Source organism: Streptomyces sp. NPDC008150 (assembly GCF_042956945.1).
Classification (GTDB): domain Bacteria; phylum Actinomycetota; class Actinomycetes; order Streptomycetales; family Streptomycetaceae; genus Streptomyces.
In genome coordinates, this window is sequence record NZ_JBIBHJ010000006.1 from 234689 (window position 1) to 248968 (window position 14280).

General features: G+C 69.5%; 12 protein-coding genes. 8 read left to right on the forward strand and 4 right to left on the reverse strand.

Annotation, left to right across the window (positions count from 1 at the left end):
- Positions 1-232: 232 nt before the first annotated feature.
- Entirely contained in the window at positions 233-1870 is a 1638-nt protein-coding gene (locus ACFZA0_RS17480) for an MFS transporter (protein ID WP_391017097.1), read from the forward strand.
- A 230-nt stretch (positions 1871-2100) separates the two neighbouring features.
- Positions 2101-3117 (forward strand): alpha/beta hydrolase fold domain-containing protein, encoded by a 1017-nt coding sequence (locus tag ACFZA0_RS17485; RefSeq protein WP_391017100.1) that lies wholly within the window; start codon positions 2101-2103, stop codon positions 3115-3117.
- 107 nt (positions 3118-3224) lie between these two features.
- Here the strand turns inward: ACFZA0_RS17485 and ACFZA0_RS17490 are convergent, their stop codons facing one another.
- On the reverse strand, positions 3225-3983 hold the full coding sequence (locus ACFZA0_RS17490; RefSeq protein WP_391017102.1) for an MBL fold metallo-hydrolase: 759 nt from the start codon (positions 3981-3983) through the stop codon (positions 3225-3227).
- 275 nt (positions 3984-4258) lie between these two features.
- Between ACFZA0_RS17490 and ACFZA0_RS17495 the strand changes: the two genes are divergently transcribed.
- Entirely contained in the window at positions 4259-4999 is a 741-nt protein-coding gene (locus tag ACFZA0_RS17495; RefSeq protein ID WP_391017104.1) for a methyltransferase domain-containing protein, read from the forward strand.
- 142 nt (positions 5000-5141) lie between these two features.
- Here the strand turns inward: ACFZA0_RS17495 and ACFZA0_RS17500 are convergent, their stop codons facing one another.
- Positions 5142-5576: an NUDIX domain-containing protein gene (locus ACFZA0_RS17500; protein ID WP_391017105.1), complete on the reverse strand. Its 435-nt coding sequence runs from the start codon at positions 5574-5576 to the stop codon at positions 5142-5144.
- A 492-nt stretch (positions 5577-6068) separates the two neighbouring features.
- Between ACFZA0_RS17500 and ACFZA0_RS17505 the strand changes: the two genes are divergently transcribed.
- The 4 genes from ACFZA0_RS17505 (at position 6069) to ACFZA0_RS17520 (ending at position 10692) form a co-directional block, all read left to right on the forward strand.
- Positions 6069-6842, forward strand: a complete 774-nt coding sequence (locus tag ACFZA0_RS17505; RefSeq protein WP_391017108.1) for a methyltransferase domain-containing protein — start codon at positions 6069-6071, stop codon at positions 6840-6842.
- Between the two features lie 1432 nt (positions 6843-8274).
- On the forward strand, positions 8275-8907 hold the full coding sequence (locus ACFZA0_RS17510; RefSeq protein ID WP_391017109.1) for a hypothetical protein: 633 nt from the start codon (positions 8275-8277) through the stop codon (positions 8905-8907).
- Positions 8908-9153 carry a helix-turn-helix domain-containing protein gene (locus ACFZA0_RS17515; protein ID WP_391017111.1) on the forward strand — a complete coding sequence of 82 codons (246 nt, stop codon included), beginning with the start codon at positions 8908-8910 and terminating at the stop codon, positions 9151-9153.
- Between the two features lie 510 nt (positions 9154-9663).
- Entirely contained in the window at positions 9664-10692 is a 1029-nt protein-coding gene (locus ACFZA0_RS17520) for a nitrilase-related carbon-nitrogen hydrolase (protein WP_391017114.1), read from the forward strand.
- 485 nt (positions 10693-11177) lie between these two features.
- Here ACFZA0_RS17520 and ACFZA0_RS17525 read toward each other — a convergent pair whose 3' ends face one another.
- On the reverse strand, positions 11178-11897 hold the full coding sequence (locus ACFZA0_RS17525; RefSeq protein ID WP_391017117.1) for a TetR/AcrR family transcriptional regulator C-terminal domain-containing protein: 720 nt from the start codon (positions 11895-11897) through the stop codon (positions 11178-11180).
- A gap of 232 nt (positions 11898-12129) precedes the next feature.
- Between ACFZA0_RS17525 and ACFZA0_RS17530 the strand changes: the two genes are divergently transcribed.
- Positions 12130-13347 carry a saccharopine dehydrogenase C-terminal domain-containing protein gene (locus ACFZA0_RS17530; protein WP_391017120.1) on the forward strand — a complete coding sequence of 406 codons (1218 nt, stop codon included), beginning with the start codon at positions 12130-12132 and terminating at the stop codon, positions 13345-13347.
- Positions 13348-13434: 87 nt separating this feature from the next.
- On the opposite strand, the gene ACFZA0_RS17535 is transcribed toward ACFZA0_RS17530, so the two are convergent.
- The gene (locus tag ACFZA0_RS17535) at positions 13435-14214 is read right to left on the reverse strand and encodes a UTRA domain-containing protein (protein ID WP_391017122.1); all 780 of its coding nucleotides are present in this window, start codon (positions 14212-14214) and stop codon (positions 13435-13437) included.
- Positions 14215-14280 lie beyond the last annotated feature (66 nt).

Consider the following 14280-nt stretch of genomic DNA (forward strand, 5'->3'; position numbering starts at 1 on the left):
CGGGTCAGAGTCCCGGTGGTGCCCGGCACTTCGTGTCGCGCGCACACTCGCAACGTAAGAAGTTCGCAAGAGTGACCCCGGCGGCGGTGCGCCCAACTCCGTGCTACCGCAAGGCTTTCGAGTCGTTCCGCACCAGTCCTGCGCCGCTGCTGCCGTATACCACCAGCTCGGAACGTCCTTCGGCGTGAGACCGTGCGGGGTACACGCGGTGGCCGTCGAGACAGGAGAAACCGTGACAGGGTCGGGCAGCGTCGGTGGAGAGCGGAAGAGCGGCTCGGCCTGGGCCCCGTTGCGGCGTCGCACGTTCCGTACGCTGTGGACCGCCCAACTCGGTTCCAACGTCGGTACCTGGATGCAGACGGTGGGCGCCCAGTGGATGCTGGTCCGCCAGCCGCACGCGGCCGCACTGACCTCCGCGGTGCAGGCGGCGTCACTGCTGCCCGTGCTGTTTCTCTCCCTTCCGGGCGGTGTCCTGGCGGACGTCGTCAACCGGAAGACGATGCTGGTCTGGCTGGCCGCGTCCATGGCGGCGGTCTGTGGTGCCCTCACAGCCCTGACCTCGGCCGGCCTGGCAACGCCCGCCGTCCTGCTGGCACTTACCTTCCTCCTCGGCTGCGGGCAGGCCCTGATGAACCCGGCCTGGCAGGCCATCCAGCCCGAGTTGGTGCCCCGGGAGGAGATCCCGGCTGCCTCCGCGCTCGGCTCGCTCAACGTCAACGCGGCGCGCGCCGTGGGGCCGGCGGTCGCCGGCCTGCTCATCGCCGTCGCCGGCACACGGGTGGTCTTCGGCCTCAACGCCCTTTCCTTCGTGGGCATTTGCTTCGCCGTCGCCACCTGGCGCCGACAGTCCACCACAGTGGGCGAGGCGGAGCACATGCGTCCCGCCCTGGCGGCCGGCACCCGTTACGTGCGCGCGGCGCCGGGAGTTCGCCGCATCCTGCTGAGGGCAGCCCTGTTCGTGGTGCCGGCCTCCGCGCTGTGGGGGCTCCTGCCCGTCGTCGCCAGGGTGCGCCTCGGGCTCGGGTCCGGCGGATACGGTCTGTTGCTCGGTGCGCTCGGCGTCGGGGCGGTGGCCGGAGCCGCCTTCATGAAGCCGGCCACCGCGGCGTTGGGACGCAACCGTCTGCTGGCTCTCAGCAGTCTCGTGTTCGCCGCGGGCGGTGCTGCCGCCGTCTGGCTCACTCAGCCCGTGGCGGTGGCCGTTGTCCTCGTCCCCACGGGTGTCGGCTGGTTGTGGGCCCTGTCGACGTTCAACACGGCCCTCCAGCTCACTCTCCCCGCCTGGGTCCGTGCGAGGGGCCTCGCCGTCTACCTCATCGTCTTCATGGGCGGGCAGGGCGTCGGCAGCCTGCTCTGGGGCGCCGTGGCAGCATGGCTCACGCCCACCGGCGGGGTTGTGATCGCCTCGGCCCTGCTGGCGCTGACGACCGCCACCCTCGCGAGTTGGCCGTTGCCCGCGTCGCTCGGCACCCTGGACCGCGAGGTCGTCGCCCCGTGGCCGGAGCCGTCCCTCGTACTCGACCCCGACCCCGACGACGGGCCGGTGGTCGTCGAGGTGGTCTACCTGCTCGACGGCGAGCGCGAACCGGCCTTCCTGGAGGCGATGACGGCGGTGGAACGCTCCAGGCGCCGTACGGGGGCGCTTCGTTGGACCCTGCTGCGCGACTCGGAGGACGTGAGCCGGTGGGTGGAGGTCTTCGAGGTCGCCTCCTGGTCGGAACACCTGCGCCAGCACACCTCCCGCACCACCGGAGCCGACGCCGAGGCGATGCGCACGGCAGCCGACCTGTCCCGCACACCTCCGCAGGTGAGGCATCTCGTTCCGGCGCGTACTCCAACGCCCGTCATGGCCAGCATGGTTGCCGAATGACGAGTTGAGAAGCGGCGCTTCCACCGGACCGAACCGAACGTTGCGCTGGTTGGCGCGCGGCAACCAGCGCAACACGCTGAAGACCAACATCGTGAGTGCATAGGCCGTGGCGACCTCTCTCAGCGCAAAGCAACACAGCAACAAAGCAACAAGGTAGAGCGACGCGATTGAGGTGCTGCGTGGGGAAAAAACCGCTGGTCCGTGCGGAGTTGGGGAGCTAGCGTGCGCGCGTGAGCCCTGAACAGACCCTGCCCGTCCCGCTCGACGGCCAACTCCGGGACGCCTTGCGGGGCGATGCGACAGAGCAGCCTGAGCCGGTACCGATGAGCGCGGAGCTGCTGCCGCAGATCCGCGCTGAGGTCGACGCGGCGGTGGCGGCACTCGACGACCTCGGGCGCGGCGGGCGCTTCACCGTCACGCAACCCGCCGCGCCCGGTCTGGACGGCGACCCCGACGTCCCGCTACTTGTCTGCACGCCCGTCGGAGCGCCGACTTCCCGGCCGACGCTCTACTTCGTCCACGGCGGCGGATTCTTCTGCAACGACCACCGCACCGGGCTCGACCAGATGCTGGACACCGCCGAGCGGTTGGGGGCCACGCTCATCTCGGTCGGCTACCGGCTCGCACCGGAGCACCCCTACCCCGCTCAGATCGACGACGTCCACGCCGGTCTCCTCTGGGCCGTCGAGCACGCGGACGAGCTGGGCATCGACCCGGCCCGCGTCGTCGTCGCGGGCCCCAGTGCCGGAGGCGGCCTCGGCGCCGCGCTCGCCCTGACCCTGCGCGACAAGGGCGGCCCCCGTCTGCTCGGCCAGCTGCTGATGTGCCCCATGCTCGACGACCGCAACACCAGCGGGTCGCTCGCACAGATGGACACGACCGACCTGTGGAACCGCAGCTTCAACGGGTTCGCCTGGAGCTCGCTGCTGGGCGGCGTACTCGGCGGGTCGGACGTACCGCAGTACGCCGCGCCCGCCCGCGCCGTCGACCTGAGCGGCCTGGCACCCGCGTTCCTCGACGTCGGTTCCGCCGAGTGCCTGCGCGACGAGGTCCTCGACTACGCCGCCCGGATCTGGCAGGCCGGGGGAGAGGCCGAGTTGCACGTGTGGTCCGGCGGTGTCCACGCCTTCGACCTTGAGGTCCCCGAGGCGCGGATCAGCAGGGCCGCCGTCACGGCGCGCCAAGGCTGGCTGGAGCGGCTCCTCGCGGCCGACGAGCGCTCCGACCGCACGGGCGCGGGCTCGTAAGCAGGGGCGAGGCATCGCCGGCCGCCACGGCAAGAACGTCGACTCCCACCAAGCAGCCGTCGCCCTCGCCCCGCTCCTGGTGCGGGCGTGACGCTAGCGCAAGGCTCCTAGGCAGCCGCGCGCTCACCGGCCAAGACCGCGGCTTCCTTCGCCGAGCCGTGGTGCGGCGTCCCGTGGCCAGGCAGGACGATGTCCGCGTCGATCTCGTCGAAGGCGGCCAGCGAGTCGAGGGCACGGACCCGGTCGGTGTGGAACATGCCCGGCAAGAGCTGCGGGCCCGTCGCGCGGGAGGTGGGGTGCCCTGTCACCAGGGCATCGCCGCTGACGACGATCCCGTGAGCCGGCAGATGGTACGCGCAGTGGCCCGCTGTATGACCCGGGGTGAAGACCGGCACCGGGGCACCGGGCAGGTCGAGCGGGCCTGGGGCCGGGAACGCCTGCGGTGCGTGGACGGGTACGCGGGCTTTCCCACCGGCCCGCAGGGCGTGAACGCCCCAGCGAAGCACACCGGGCTGCCACGCGCGGGCGAGCACCTGCCCCAGGGAGACCTGGCTCAGGAAGTCCCGGCGGGCGTGCGGCACTTCCTTCTCATGCATGAGTACCGGCGTGCCGTACACGGAACTCAGACGCTGCGCAGCGCCGATGTGGTCGTTGTGGGCGTGGGTGACGAGGACGGCGCGGACCGCTGCGGGGGAGAGGCCGACAGCGGCGAGGGAGGCGAGGACCGCGTCGTGATCGCCGGGATAGCCGGAGTCGATCAAGGTACAGCTCTCGGCGTCGCGCACAATCACCCAGTTGGTACTGCTTCCTGACACGAGGTAGACGTTGTCGCGGACATGGGTGATGTCGTCTTCCCGGAGGGGCATACGCGGACCTGGTCCTTTCCGTGTGCTGTCGCTTCTCACGGTGGAGCACACACGCCGACGCCGACAGCCGCGAGGTGGGCCTGGCTGTTGCCGTCGCAGCTTGCCACCGGTCCGCTGTTCGTCGCCACTTGCACCGGCCTCGTCCGGCGAATCATGGCCGGGGCCGGGGCCGGGGCCGGGGCCGGGGCCGGGGCCGGGGCGGGCCGGTTCGATTCGAAAGTCGGCCAGTGCTTAATGCTGTTGACCGCCCTTGGCGACAGTGCTGGAGTCGGCGAGTGGACAGCATCCCCGCCAACCGGCGGCTCTGGAACGAGATCAGCAGCTCCTACCAGCAGAAGCACGACCCGCAAATCGGTGCAGCACCCCGACTGTGGGGCATGTACTCCATTCCCGACGAGCACCTGCACGCCCTGGGCGATGTGACGGGCAAGCGCGTCCTGGAACTCGGCTGCGGCGCCGGCCAGTGGTCCAGGGCGCTCGTCGCCGAGGGCGCCGCCGTCGTGGGGTTCGACCTGTCCGAGGCCCAACTCACCGCAGCCGCCGACGCGATGGGAACGGCCCGCTACCCGCTGGTGCAAGGCGCGGCCGAACAACTGCCCTTCGCTGACGAAAGCTTCGACCTGGTGTTCTGCGACTTCGGTGGACTCAGCTGGGCGGCCCCGCACTTGGCCGTCCCGGAGGCCGCTCGCGTCCTGGGCAGAGGCGGGCGCCTGGTGTTCAACGTCGCCAGCCCATGGTTCGAAGCCTGCTACGACGAAGCCGCGAGCCGAGTGACCACGACGCTGCGGCAGGACTATTTCGGGCTGGACACCATTGCCGAAGGCAACGGCGCGACCAGCTATCAGCTCACCTACGGCGACTGGGTCAGGACTTTGCGAGGCGCCGGTCTCATCATCGACGACCTCATCGAGCCGCGGCCCGACCTCGGAACACCCAACGGCTACAACGAAACCGACCCGCCCGACTGGGCACACCGCTGGCCGGCGGAACTGCTCTGGGTTACCCACAGGCCGTGACCGGTCGCCCGTGCCCTCGTCAGTGGGGAAAGGAAGGGGGCAGGGGGCGTTGGTGCTCGGGAGTCGCACGCCGCGGTTGGCCGACTGTGGACGGCGCAAGCCGGAAGGTGGTTTAGCAGCTGCCGTCGAGCGGTGACGTGATTCAGCCGTCCCACGTCCTAGCGTGTTCGCACAAGTAACTGACCAGCTCGGGGGGTTGTAGTTTGAGCGCCGCCAGGACGGACGCGTCCGGCGTGACTCGGACCGGCGAGAAGTCGCGCGTATCGGCGTCGTCCGGATCGGGACCGCCACGACGGCTCAGATCGATGTCCAGCAGTTGCGCGCGGAAGAAGTGCCGTACGACGGTAACTCTTTCACCCGGCTCGGCCAGGGTCAGGAACTCGGTGACAGCGCCGATCGTGGCTCCTAGTTCTTCCATGACCTCGCGGCGCAGGGCCGCTTCGAGGCTGACATCGCTGGGTTCGACACCTCCGCCGACCGTCGTGGAATAGGGCGGGCAGCCGGGCCACTGACGGCGTAGGAACACGAGCCGGCCGTTGTCCAACAGGACCGCGCGCACGTTGTGACGGAACCTCATACCCGGGACGGTAGCGAGCCCCGCGTGCCGAGGGGGTCCGAACGTGCTGCCCGGTCGAGGAGCAGGATCAGGGCGAGTGCACGGCGTGTTGTGCCGGGGCGCCACCGGCGGCACTGACGCCGATGACTCCAGGGCGGGTGGGCCCGCGGCCAGCGGTTCGGCTCTGCGGTGCCCTTCCAGGGGCCTGCGTACTGTGTGGCGGCCCGGAGACGTCCGCTGCATCGCAGAACCTGACGGCTTCTACTGCCCCCGGTGCAGGGGCCGTTCTCATCGGGGACTGCATGGTGCTGTCGGCAGTCCGGACGCCGACGGTGCCGATCACGGTCTTCCTCGTTCCAGATCACTTGCCGCGTGTCGTCGTTGTCGATCCCGGCCGGGTGCCGTGAAGTGGTGAAACAGGGGGCGGGCAGGTGCCCGTCATCGTGGCGGACCGAGCGCGCGGTAGTGAAATGGGTGTACAGGCCATGTGTCCCTCTGCCAGGATGGCCGGCTATGACCACAGCGCGAGCTATCGCCCTCTTCGACCAAGTGGCCCCGGTGTACGACGAGTTACTGCCGTTCTTCACCGGGTTCGGCCAACAGCACATTGAGTGGCTCGCTCCGGCGCACGGCACCCGTGCTCTCGATCTGGGCGCCGGGCGCGGCGCCCTGACCGCTGCCTTGCTTGCCCGCGGGTGCCAGGTGACGGCGGTGGACTGCGCCCCCGGCATGGTCGAGCGGATCTCGACCCAGTACCCACAGGTTCACGAAGCGCGGGTGATGGACGCTCACCAGCTGGACTTCCCCGACAACTCCTTCGATCTGGTCTGTGCGGGATTCGTGGTCCACCTGCTCGACGATCCGGCTGTGGCAGCCCGGGAGATCCGTCGAGTCCTCACGCCCGGTGGAGTGTTCTCCTTCTCCCTTCCCGGTGCCGTCGAGGCCGCGCCGGAATGGGAGTTCTACGGTGCGCTCTTCCGGGAGTTTCAGCCCCTCATACCCGTCGGCGAAGGCCGGCTCAGTCGTCCCTTGGACGAGGAGCAGTTCCTCGCTGCGGGAAGATTCACCGGCGTGGGCGCGATCGCCATCGAGCAGCGTCTTCCCGTTCCCGACGCCGACACGTTCTGGAACTGGGGGCTCTCGCACGGTTCCCGCGCCTTCTTCGACGCTCTGCCGGCAGATGCCCGAACCCGGTTCGAAGCCCGAGTGCGAGCAGAGCTGGCCACCATGGATCCGATCGTCTTTGCGGCCGGCGCCAAACTCTGGCGCGGCGCCTCGCCGGCCTGACCACCGCCGCCTGCCCACAGGCCACGGTGGTACCGCTGCCCGGCACCAGCCCTTCCCGTTCCCGCCTCCGCGCCAGGCAGAGTGAACCGTCAGCAACGCGCTGTAACGGCGCACCATCGGCGACCCTGCTACCGGGACGAAGGGCAAGGGGAAAGGGGAGGGCGCAGGCTGAGAGCCGTGAAATAGCCGTACTTGGTCGTCGCGAACGGCGAAGCCGGGCCCCGGCGTTTGGCCTCTCGTGTCAGCGCTCCACAGACCTCTGAAGCCACCAGTGCTCCGCCAAGAACGAGTTCAGAGCAGCCAGTTGTGGAAGGTGCACCGTCCGACGCTCGAACGCCTCGTCCAACGGTGCCATGATCCGTTCAAGCTCGACGCGGGCTCCCGACGGCAGGGCATCGAGCACGCCCTGAAGGAGAATCCGGGACTCGAAGGGGTCGCAGCCCGGACACCCCGGGCACTCGGAAGGACGGATGCGACCGGGCTGGCGTACGAAGGCGCGGTATCGATCCAGAGCTTCGGCAACTGCCCCGGACCCCAGGGGTTGTGCCGACTCAACACGTCTGATGGCCGCGCGGGTCAAAGCGGAGACGCCGGCAACCTGTCGCCCACCAATACTGGTGATTGGCCGCCGTCTCAACTCGGCACGAACCGCGCCGGGGCGCCTACGCGGCACGGTCCTTTCGGGTTGCACTCATGCCGGCATCCTGCCACGACTGGGAGGCCTGCGTTGAGCCGCATAGTCGCTGAGACCCTGCCCGGAATTCGCCAACCAGGTCGGAGAACTTGTTGATTGGGCCCTCGGACTCGTTCATGGCGAGTGGAGGACGTCGCGAACTGGCCGCCTCGGGTTCGCTGTTGCTGGAGCGGAGCCTCGAATGGCGATCCTCCAGGCTGCAAAATTTTGGTTCGTGCGGGTAGTTGCCGGCGGCCGCGGGCCGTTCGACCCCGAGCTGGACCTTGCGTCGGCACTCGGGCATTCCGGCAGCGGGCCCGCGCCCGGCGCGGCGGGTCGACTTCGCTCACCCCATCCCGGGGCGCCTTGCGCGCGGCGACCGGCGGGCACTCGGCCTCCCTTGCGTGCGCGGCGTAGACCGGCACCTTGGTAGTTGGCGTTGTGTCGCGGATAGGCGGCACAGAACCGTTCAGCGGTCCGCGGGGCGTGAGGCGAGAAGATCTTCGTCGCCCCAGTCCGACCGTTCCCCGCGACAGGCGTCCGACCGGTCGCCCCTGGCGGGCGCTCAGATCCTGTACGCCGCCTGCCCGTCCACCCGGCGCGCAGGGCGCGACAGCGGACAGTGGCCGTGTTGCGACTGTTCTGCTCTCTCCCGTCTGGGTCGGAGGCAGTCGAAGCGATCCTTGGCTCTTGCGCGGGCCATTTCCCCCTGGTTATCGTTTATCGATAACATCGATAAACGATAACCAGGGGGAAACGATGGCGGACGACTCCAGGTTGCTCGAGCCGCTGTCCTCGGTCGTGTCGATCGTGGTGCGCGTCCTGCTCGGCTTCATGGTGCTGAGTCTCGCGCTGAGCCTCTTCGACACCGATGTCCACTTCGAGTGGGGTGGCTCGGATGCCTGTGTCAGCACTGACTGGATCTCGAGCACCACGAGCGAGGCTTCCATGGGGCTGCACCCGAAGGCGGGCGTCCAGGTCGACACTGTCCCTCGATACTGCGCCGATGATCCGGGGACGTATCAGCAGACTCTGTCGTTCCTCGCGGGCTTCCCTTCGTTCGTGCTGATGACCGGGGCGCTGCTCATACTCAACCGTCTCCTGAGCGTCTCCGCGCGGGACGGTGTGTACACCCTGTGGACCGCGGGGCGGCTGCGCCTGCTGGGCTGGTGGCTGCTCATCGGGAGCCTTGCCGCCCGCGCCGTTGAGACCACCGCGCGGACCGCCCTTCTCTCCACCCTCACCACCGAGGCCCCCTTCAACGTGGGTACCTGGACAGGCGTCTGGACCACGCCCTATTTCCAGGTGCTGACGGCGATGGGGGTACTTGTGTTCGCGCGTATCACCCGGTCAGGAGCAGCCATGCGTGACGACTTGGAAGGCACCGTCTGAATGGGGTCACAAGCACCAGAGACCCATGCCATCGAGGTGCACCTCGACCGCCTCCTGCGAGAGCGTGGCATGACGCTCGCTGAGTTGGCTTCACGCGTCGGCGTCACCAACGTGAACCTCTCCATCCTGAAAAATGGAAAGGCCAAGGCCATCCGGTTCACAACCCTCACGAGGATCTGTGAAGTCCTTGAGTGCCAGCCGGGGGACCTGCTCAGCCATCGCGTCGACGGGGTAGAAGAATCCTGACTCCGTACGAGCGCAGGGGACTTGGCCGCCCGTGGAGGCATCGGGTTACGGCCCCAGTTTTCTTGAGCGGAACTCCCGGGTCGGTCGGGTCAGTCGAGAGGGTCGTCTGGTCGGACGTCACCAGGGTGGACCGACCAGCAGTGGGGCTGCCTTGTCGGCACCGGCATGACCCTTGACCGACCGACCGGACGAAGGGCTGTCATCCGCAGGGATAAGAAGCCGGTCCTGAGGAGCCTCTGCGCTGTCCGACGTCGAGCAATGGCAACACGTCGCCTTTCCCGGCAAGAGTGTGGCGAGGCCGGAACCGACCGCCCGGATCCGACCTGCTTGCGACTCTCGGTCGGACGGCGTCAGAATAGCCAGGGCGTGGCCTACGCCGAACCTCCCGCGACCGTCCCCGGCACGGTCTGACACGGAGGCAAAGGGACCAGGGTCTCAGGTCGCTGTTGCAGCCCGATCGCCTCGGGCGAGGTTGCCGGGGAGCTGTCGCTCAAGGCGTGGAAGGCCGCCATGACCGCCCATCACAATTTCAAGCGCCAGGTACGCGCCCGTGCGGCTCGGACCGGAGAGTCCTATACCGCCGCCCTGCGCCACTTCCTTCCGCCAACGTCCCCTGGTGCCACAACCATGGCGGAGGGTGCCTGGCCCACCGAAGCGGTACGCCTTGCCGTTGCGCAGACTCCGGCACGCGAGGACCCCCGCGACGTCGACGCGCTGCGCGCCAGCGGACTCCAGGTCCGTGACTTGATGCGTCAGGCCCACGAGCAGGGAGCGAGGATCGTCCAGTTTCCGGAAGGGGCGATCTGCTTCCCCAACAAGCGCATTCTGTCCGTCACCGGCCCGGACACGGTCGGCCCCGCAGACTGGGACCGCTACCGATGGCCGGTTGCGCAGGCGGAGTTGGCCAAGATCGCTGATCTGGCAGCAGAGTTGCGGCTGTGGACCGTGATCGCCGCGCCGCACCGCCTGTCCGGAGCGAACCGCCCGCACAACAGCCTGTACGTCGTGTCCGACCAAGGGGCGGTAGTCACCCGCTACGACGAGCGACGGCTGTCGCGCACCAAGGGGATGTATATGTACTCGCCCGGACGTTCTCCGGTGACCTTCGATCTCGACGGGGTCCGGTTCGGGTGCCTGCTCGGCATGGAGATTCACTACCCGGAGCAGTTCGCCGAATACGAGGCCCTGGACGTCGACTGCGTTCTGCTCTCCACGACGGGGGTCCGGCCCGGCAACGTCGCCGCGCAGACCCTGGGGCACGCCGCGAGCAACAGCTACTGGGTCAGCCTGGCCGTACCGACCGAGCACGCTGAAACAACGCCCTCTGGGGTCGCCGCTCCCAACGGCGAATGGCATCAGCAGTGCCCCGCAGACGGCTCACCCGCCGTTGTCGTCGTCGACCTGGACGACCGGTGTGAACTCGCGGCCGAAGCGGTCAACCACGCCCGCCCGTGGCGCCGCCAGACACGTGGGACAGGACCGGACGACCGCTGCTCGTCGGACCCTCGCAGTGAAAACCGTGCGGCAGGCTTCAGCTGATCGACGCCTCCGAGGGGGCGACGTTTCGCAAGTGCGCGGACAGGGCGCGCAGGACACCTGGTCAGGACCGCAGCGCCACCCGGCCGGAAAGGTGGTGATCCGTCCTGGGCAGCCTGAGTAGATGCAGGTAACGGGTGGGGCGAACTTGCCAGTTGTGCGTTTCGGTGAGGGGCGGCTCAACGCGACCTGGCCGTTCGGCGTCCTCACGGTTGAGCACAGGCGAGTGCGCCTGAGGATCCGCTTTTTCGGTGCCGTGTCGCGGTTGTCGGGAGCGCAGCCGCTGGACGGCACACCGGAGGACATCGTCGAGATTTTCCCCTGCCGTGGCCGCCTGGGTACGTCTGGTGTCGGACTGCGCACCGACCAGGGCCGGCGCTACTCTTCTGGACCGGTGCCGCAGCGAGGGTTCTCGACGCATGCCGCCGAGAAGGGTTCACGGTAACGACCGACGTGCAGGGGGTGTGACCGACCGCCTCCCCCTCCGCTCACGCCCCCGGTCCGTCGCCCGTGGCGGCGAGTGCCGCTGCGACACCGTCCAGCAGGCTGTCCAGTACCACCGGGTAGGCGCTGTGCGGCATCCGGGCGGCGAGCAGCGGGGCGGTGGCGGCGATGTGCGGGTGGGTCGCGGCCGGTAGGCGGGCGTAGGTGGAGCGCCACATGTCCTCGTCCGCGGTGCGGGCCTCCTCGGAGAGTGCGAGGGAGCCGGCGTCGAGGGCGGCGAAGCCCAGCACGAGGTCGATGAAGGCGTGGTAGAACCGGACCGCCTGCATGTCGGGCAGGCCGGTGCCGCGCAGGATGCCGAGGATCGTCTCGTCCACCGCGATCTCCCGGGTGCGTCCGCTGACCCGGGACGCGGTGAGCACCGCGGCGTGCGGGTGGGCGAGGTAGGAGGCGTGCACGGCCAGGCCCAGGCTGCGCAGGTCGGACCGCCAACTGCCGCTTGGGTTCCAGCTGTTGAGGGCACGGCCCATCAGTTCGTCGCCGACCGCGCGGGCCAGGTCGTCCATGCCGGAGAAGTAGCGGTAGAGGGTGCTCGGGTCCGCGCCCAGCGCCGTGCCGAGACGGCGGGCGGTGAGACCGGCCGTACCGTGCTCGCGCAGTACGCGCAGGGCCGTGGCGACGATCAACTCCTCGGAGAGCACCGCCCCTTGACGGGTCGGCCTGCGCCGCCGCCGTGCTTCCTCCGGCACCACCTTCTTGGCCATGTGTCCTCCGCCTCTCACTCCGTACGCCGCGTCCGTCCCGCCGTCCCGCAGTCCCGCAGTCCCGCCGTCCCGCAGTCCCGCCGTCCCGGCCGTCCGGGGCCGGGACCCTTATGCCAACGCGGTTGACCTTACTGTCCGGCCCGGGGTTGCATCGAAGCCGGTCCTCCCGGGAGGCGCACGTGCGCCGCCGCACCTGTCGTCACGCCTCCCGCACATCCGAAAGGCCTCTGCCATGCGCGTACTCCTCGTCGGCGCGGGCGGTGTCGGCACCGCCGTCACCCGCATCGCCGCCCGCCGCGACTTCCTGACCCACCTCGTCGTCGCCGACTACGACCTCACCCGTGCTCGGTCCGCCGTCGACACCGCCGGTGACGACCGGTTCTCCGCGATCCGCCTGGACGCCTCCGACGAGGACGCGGTGCGGGCGGCGCTCGCCGAGCACCGTTGCGACGCGCTGCTCAACGCGACCGACCCGCGCTTCGTGATGCCCCTGTTCCGCGCGGCGCTCGCCGCCGGCACCCACTACATCGACATGGCCATGTCCCTCTCGGTGCCGCACGCCGAGCGGCCGTACGAGGAGACGGGCACCAAGCTCGGCGACGACCAGTTCGAACTGGCCGCACGGTGGGAGGGATCGGACCGTCTCGCACTCGTCGGCATGGGTGTCGAGCCGGGCCTCTCCGACGTCTTCGCCCGCTACGCGGCCGACGAACTCTTCGACGACATCGAGGAGATCGGCGTCCGTGACGGCGCCAACCTCACGGTCGAGGGGTACGACTTCGCCCCGTCGTTCAGCATCTGGACCACCATCGAGGAGTGCCTGAACCCGCCGGTCGTCTACGAGGCCGGCCGCGGCTGGTACACCACCGCGCCGTTCAGCGAGCCCGAGGTCTTCGACTTCCCCGAGGGCATCGGCCCGGTCGAGTGCGTCAATGTCGAGCACGAGGAGGTCCTGCTGATCCCCCGCTGGGTGGACAGCAAGCGGGTGACCTTCAAGTACGGCCTGGGGGACGACTTCATCGCCAAGCTGAAGACCCTGCACGAACTCGGCCTGGACTCCACCGCCCCGGTGACGGTCAAGGGTCCGGACGGCCCCGTCGCGGTCTCCCCGCGCGACGTCGTCGCCGCCTGTCTCCCCGATCCGGCCGGCCTCGGCGACCGGATGACGGGCAAGACGTGCGCGGGCACCTGGGTCAAGGGCTCCAAGGACGGCGCTCCGCGCGAGGTGTACCTGTACCACGTGGTCGACAACGCGTGGTCGATGGCGGAGTACGGCTCCCAGGCCGTGGTCTGGCAGACCGCGATCAATCCGGTCGTGGCCCTCGAACTCCTCGCCAACGGCGCGTGGTCGGGCAGTGGTGTCCTCGGGCCGGAGGCCCTGCCGCCGCGCCCGTTCCTCGACCTGCTCACCGAGTACGGCTCCCCGTGGGCCATGCGCGAGCAGGGCTGAGACCGTGCCGGAGGGGGACGGACGGGCCGCCCGTCCGTCCCCCTTCGGGCTGTTCCGGCTGCCGGATCGCGCCCGGTGACGGGGCGCTCAGTCCGTGATCGAGGCGCGGAAGCGGTAGCGGTCGCCGCGGTAGATGGCGACCGTCAGTTCCAAGGGCCGCGCCTCCTGGTTGAAGGCGAGCTGGGTGGCGACGAGCACGGGTGTGGCGTCGGTGATCTCCAGCAGGGTCCGCTCCTCGTCGGTCGGCTGGCGGGCCTCGACGGAGTAGTCGGCGACGTGCGGGACCTGCGGGGGCTCGGCCTGCCGCAGTGTGGCGTAGAGCGAGGCCTCGGTGAAGTCGGTGTCCGCGAGGGCCGGACACAGGGCGAGCGGCAGCCGGTTGTGCTCGACGACCACCACCAGGTCGTCGAGGAACCGCAGCCTGCGCATGGTGAAGAGCGGTGCGCCGGGGGCGATGCGCAGTTCCTCCGCCTCGGCGATCGTGGCCGCGCGTACCTCGGTGTCGAGCATGCGGGTGCGGACGGCCAGCCCGTGCCGCAGGGCGTAGTCGGCGAAACCCTGCACCCGGCGACCCTCGCTGGGACGGGGCAGGGCGGGATGGTCCGCGGCGCGGTCCTCCTGGAGGAACCAGCCGCGGGCCGGGGCGGAGGCGATCAGGGCACCCTCCGCGAGCCTGTTGAGCGCCGCGCGCATGGTGACGCGGGAGACGTCGTACCGGTCGGCGAGGACGCGCTCGGAGGGCAGACGGTCGCCGGGGCGCAGGTCGCTGCCTGTGATGTCCTCCCGCAGGCGCTGGGCCACCTGGGAGTAGAGGGGGAGGGTCTCGCCGTGCACTCCGGCGGCCTCGGGTTCCGAATGGCTAGGCATACCAGAATAATACCAGATAGATCTTTGACCAGACCGGTTCATACCAGTAGCCTCATCCTCGAGAGG

What these genes read in the sequence shown, in the direction of transcription:
- ACFZA0_RS17500 (WP_391017105.1), bottom strand. Translation starts at nt 5,576, where the DNA reads ATGAGGTTCCGTCACAACGTGCGCGCGGTCCTGTTGGACAACGGCCGG.
- ACFZA0_RS17510 (WP_391017109.1), top strand. Translation starts at nt 8,275, where the DNA reads ATGGCGGACGACTCCAGGTTGCTCGAGCCGCTGTCCTCGGTCGTGTCG.
- ACFZA0_RS17525 (WP_391017117.1), bottom strand. Translation starts at nt 11,897, where the DNA reads ATGGCCAAGAAGGTGGTGCCGGAGGAAGCACGGCGGCGGCGCAGGCCG.
- ACFZA0_RS17515 (WP_391017111.1), top strand. Translation starts at nt 8,908, where the DNA reads ATGGGGTCACAAGCACCAGAGACCCATGCCATCGAGGTGCACCTCGAC.
- ACFZA0_RS17520 (WP_391017114.1), top strand. Translation starts at nt 9,664, where the DNA reads ATGACCGCCCATCACAATTTCAAGCGCCAGGTACGCGCCCGTGCGGCT.
- ACFZA0_RS17505 (WP_391017108.1), top strand. Translation starts at nt 6,069, where the DNA reads ATGACCACAGCGCGAGCTATCGCCCTCTTCGACCAAGTGGCCCCGGTG.
- ACFZA0_RS17530 (WP_391017120.1), top strand. Translation starts at nt 12,130, where the DNA reads ATGCGCGTACTCCTCGTCGGCGCGGGCGGTGTCGGCACCGCCGTCACC.
- ACFZA0_RS17535 (WP_391017122.1), bottom strand. Translation starts at nt 14,214, where the DNA reads ATGCCTAGCCATTCGGAACCCGAGGCCGCCGGAGTGCACGGCGAGACC.
- ACFZA0_RS17490 (WP_391017102.1), bottom strand. Translation starts at nt 3,983, where the DNA reads ATGCCCCTCCGGGAAGACGACATCACCCATGTCCGCGACAACGTCTAC.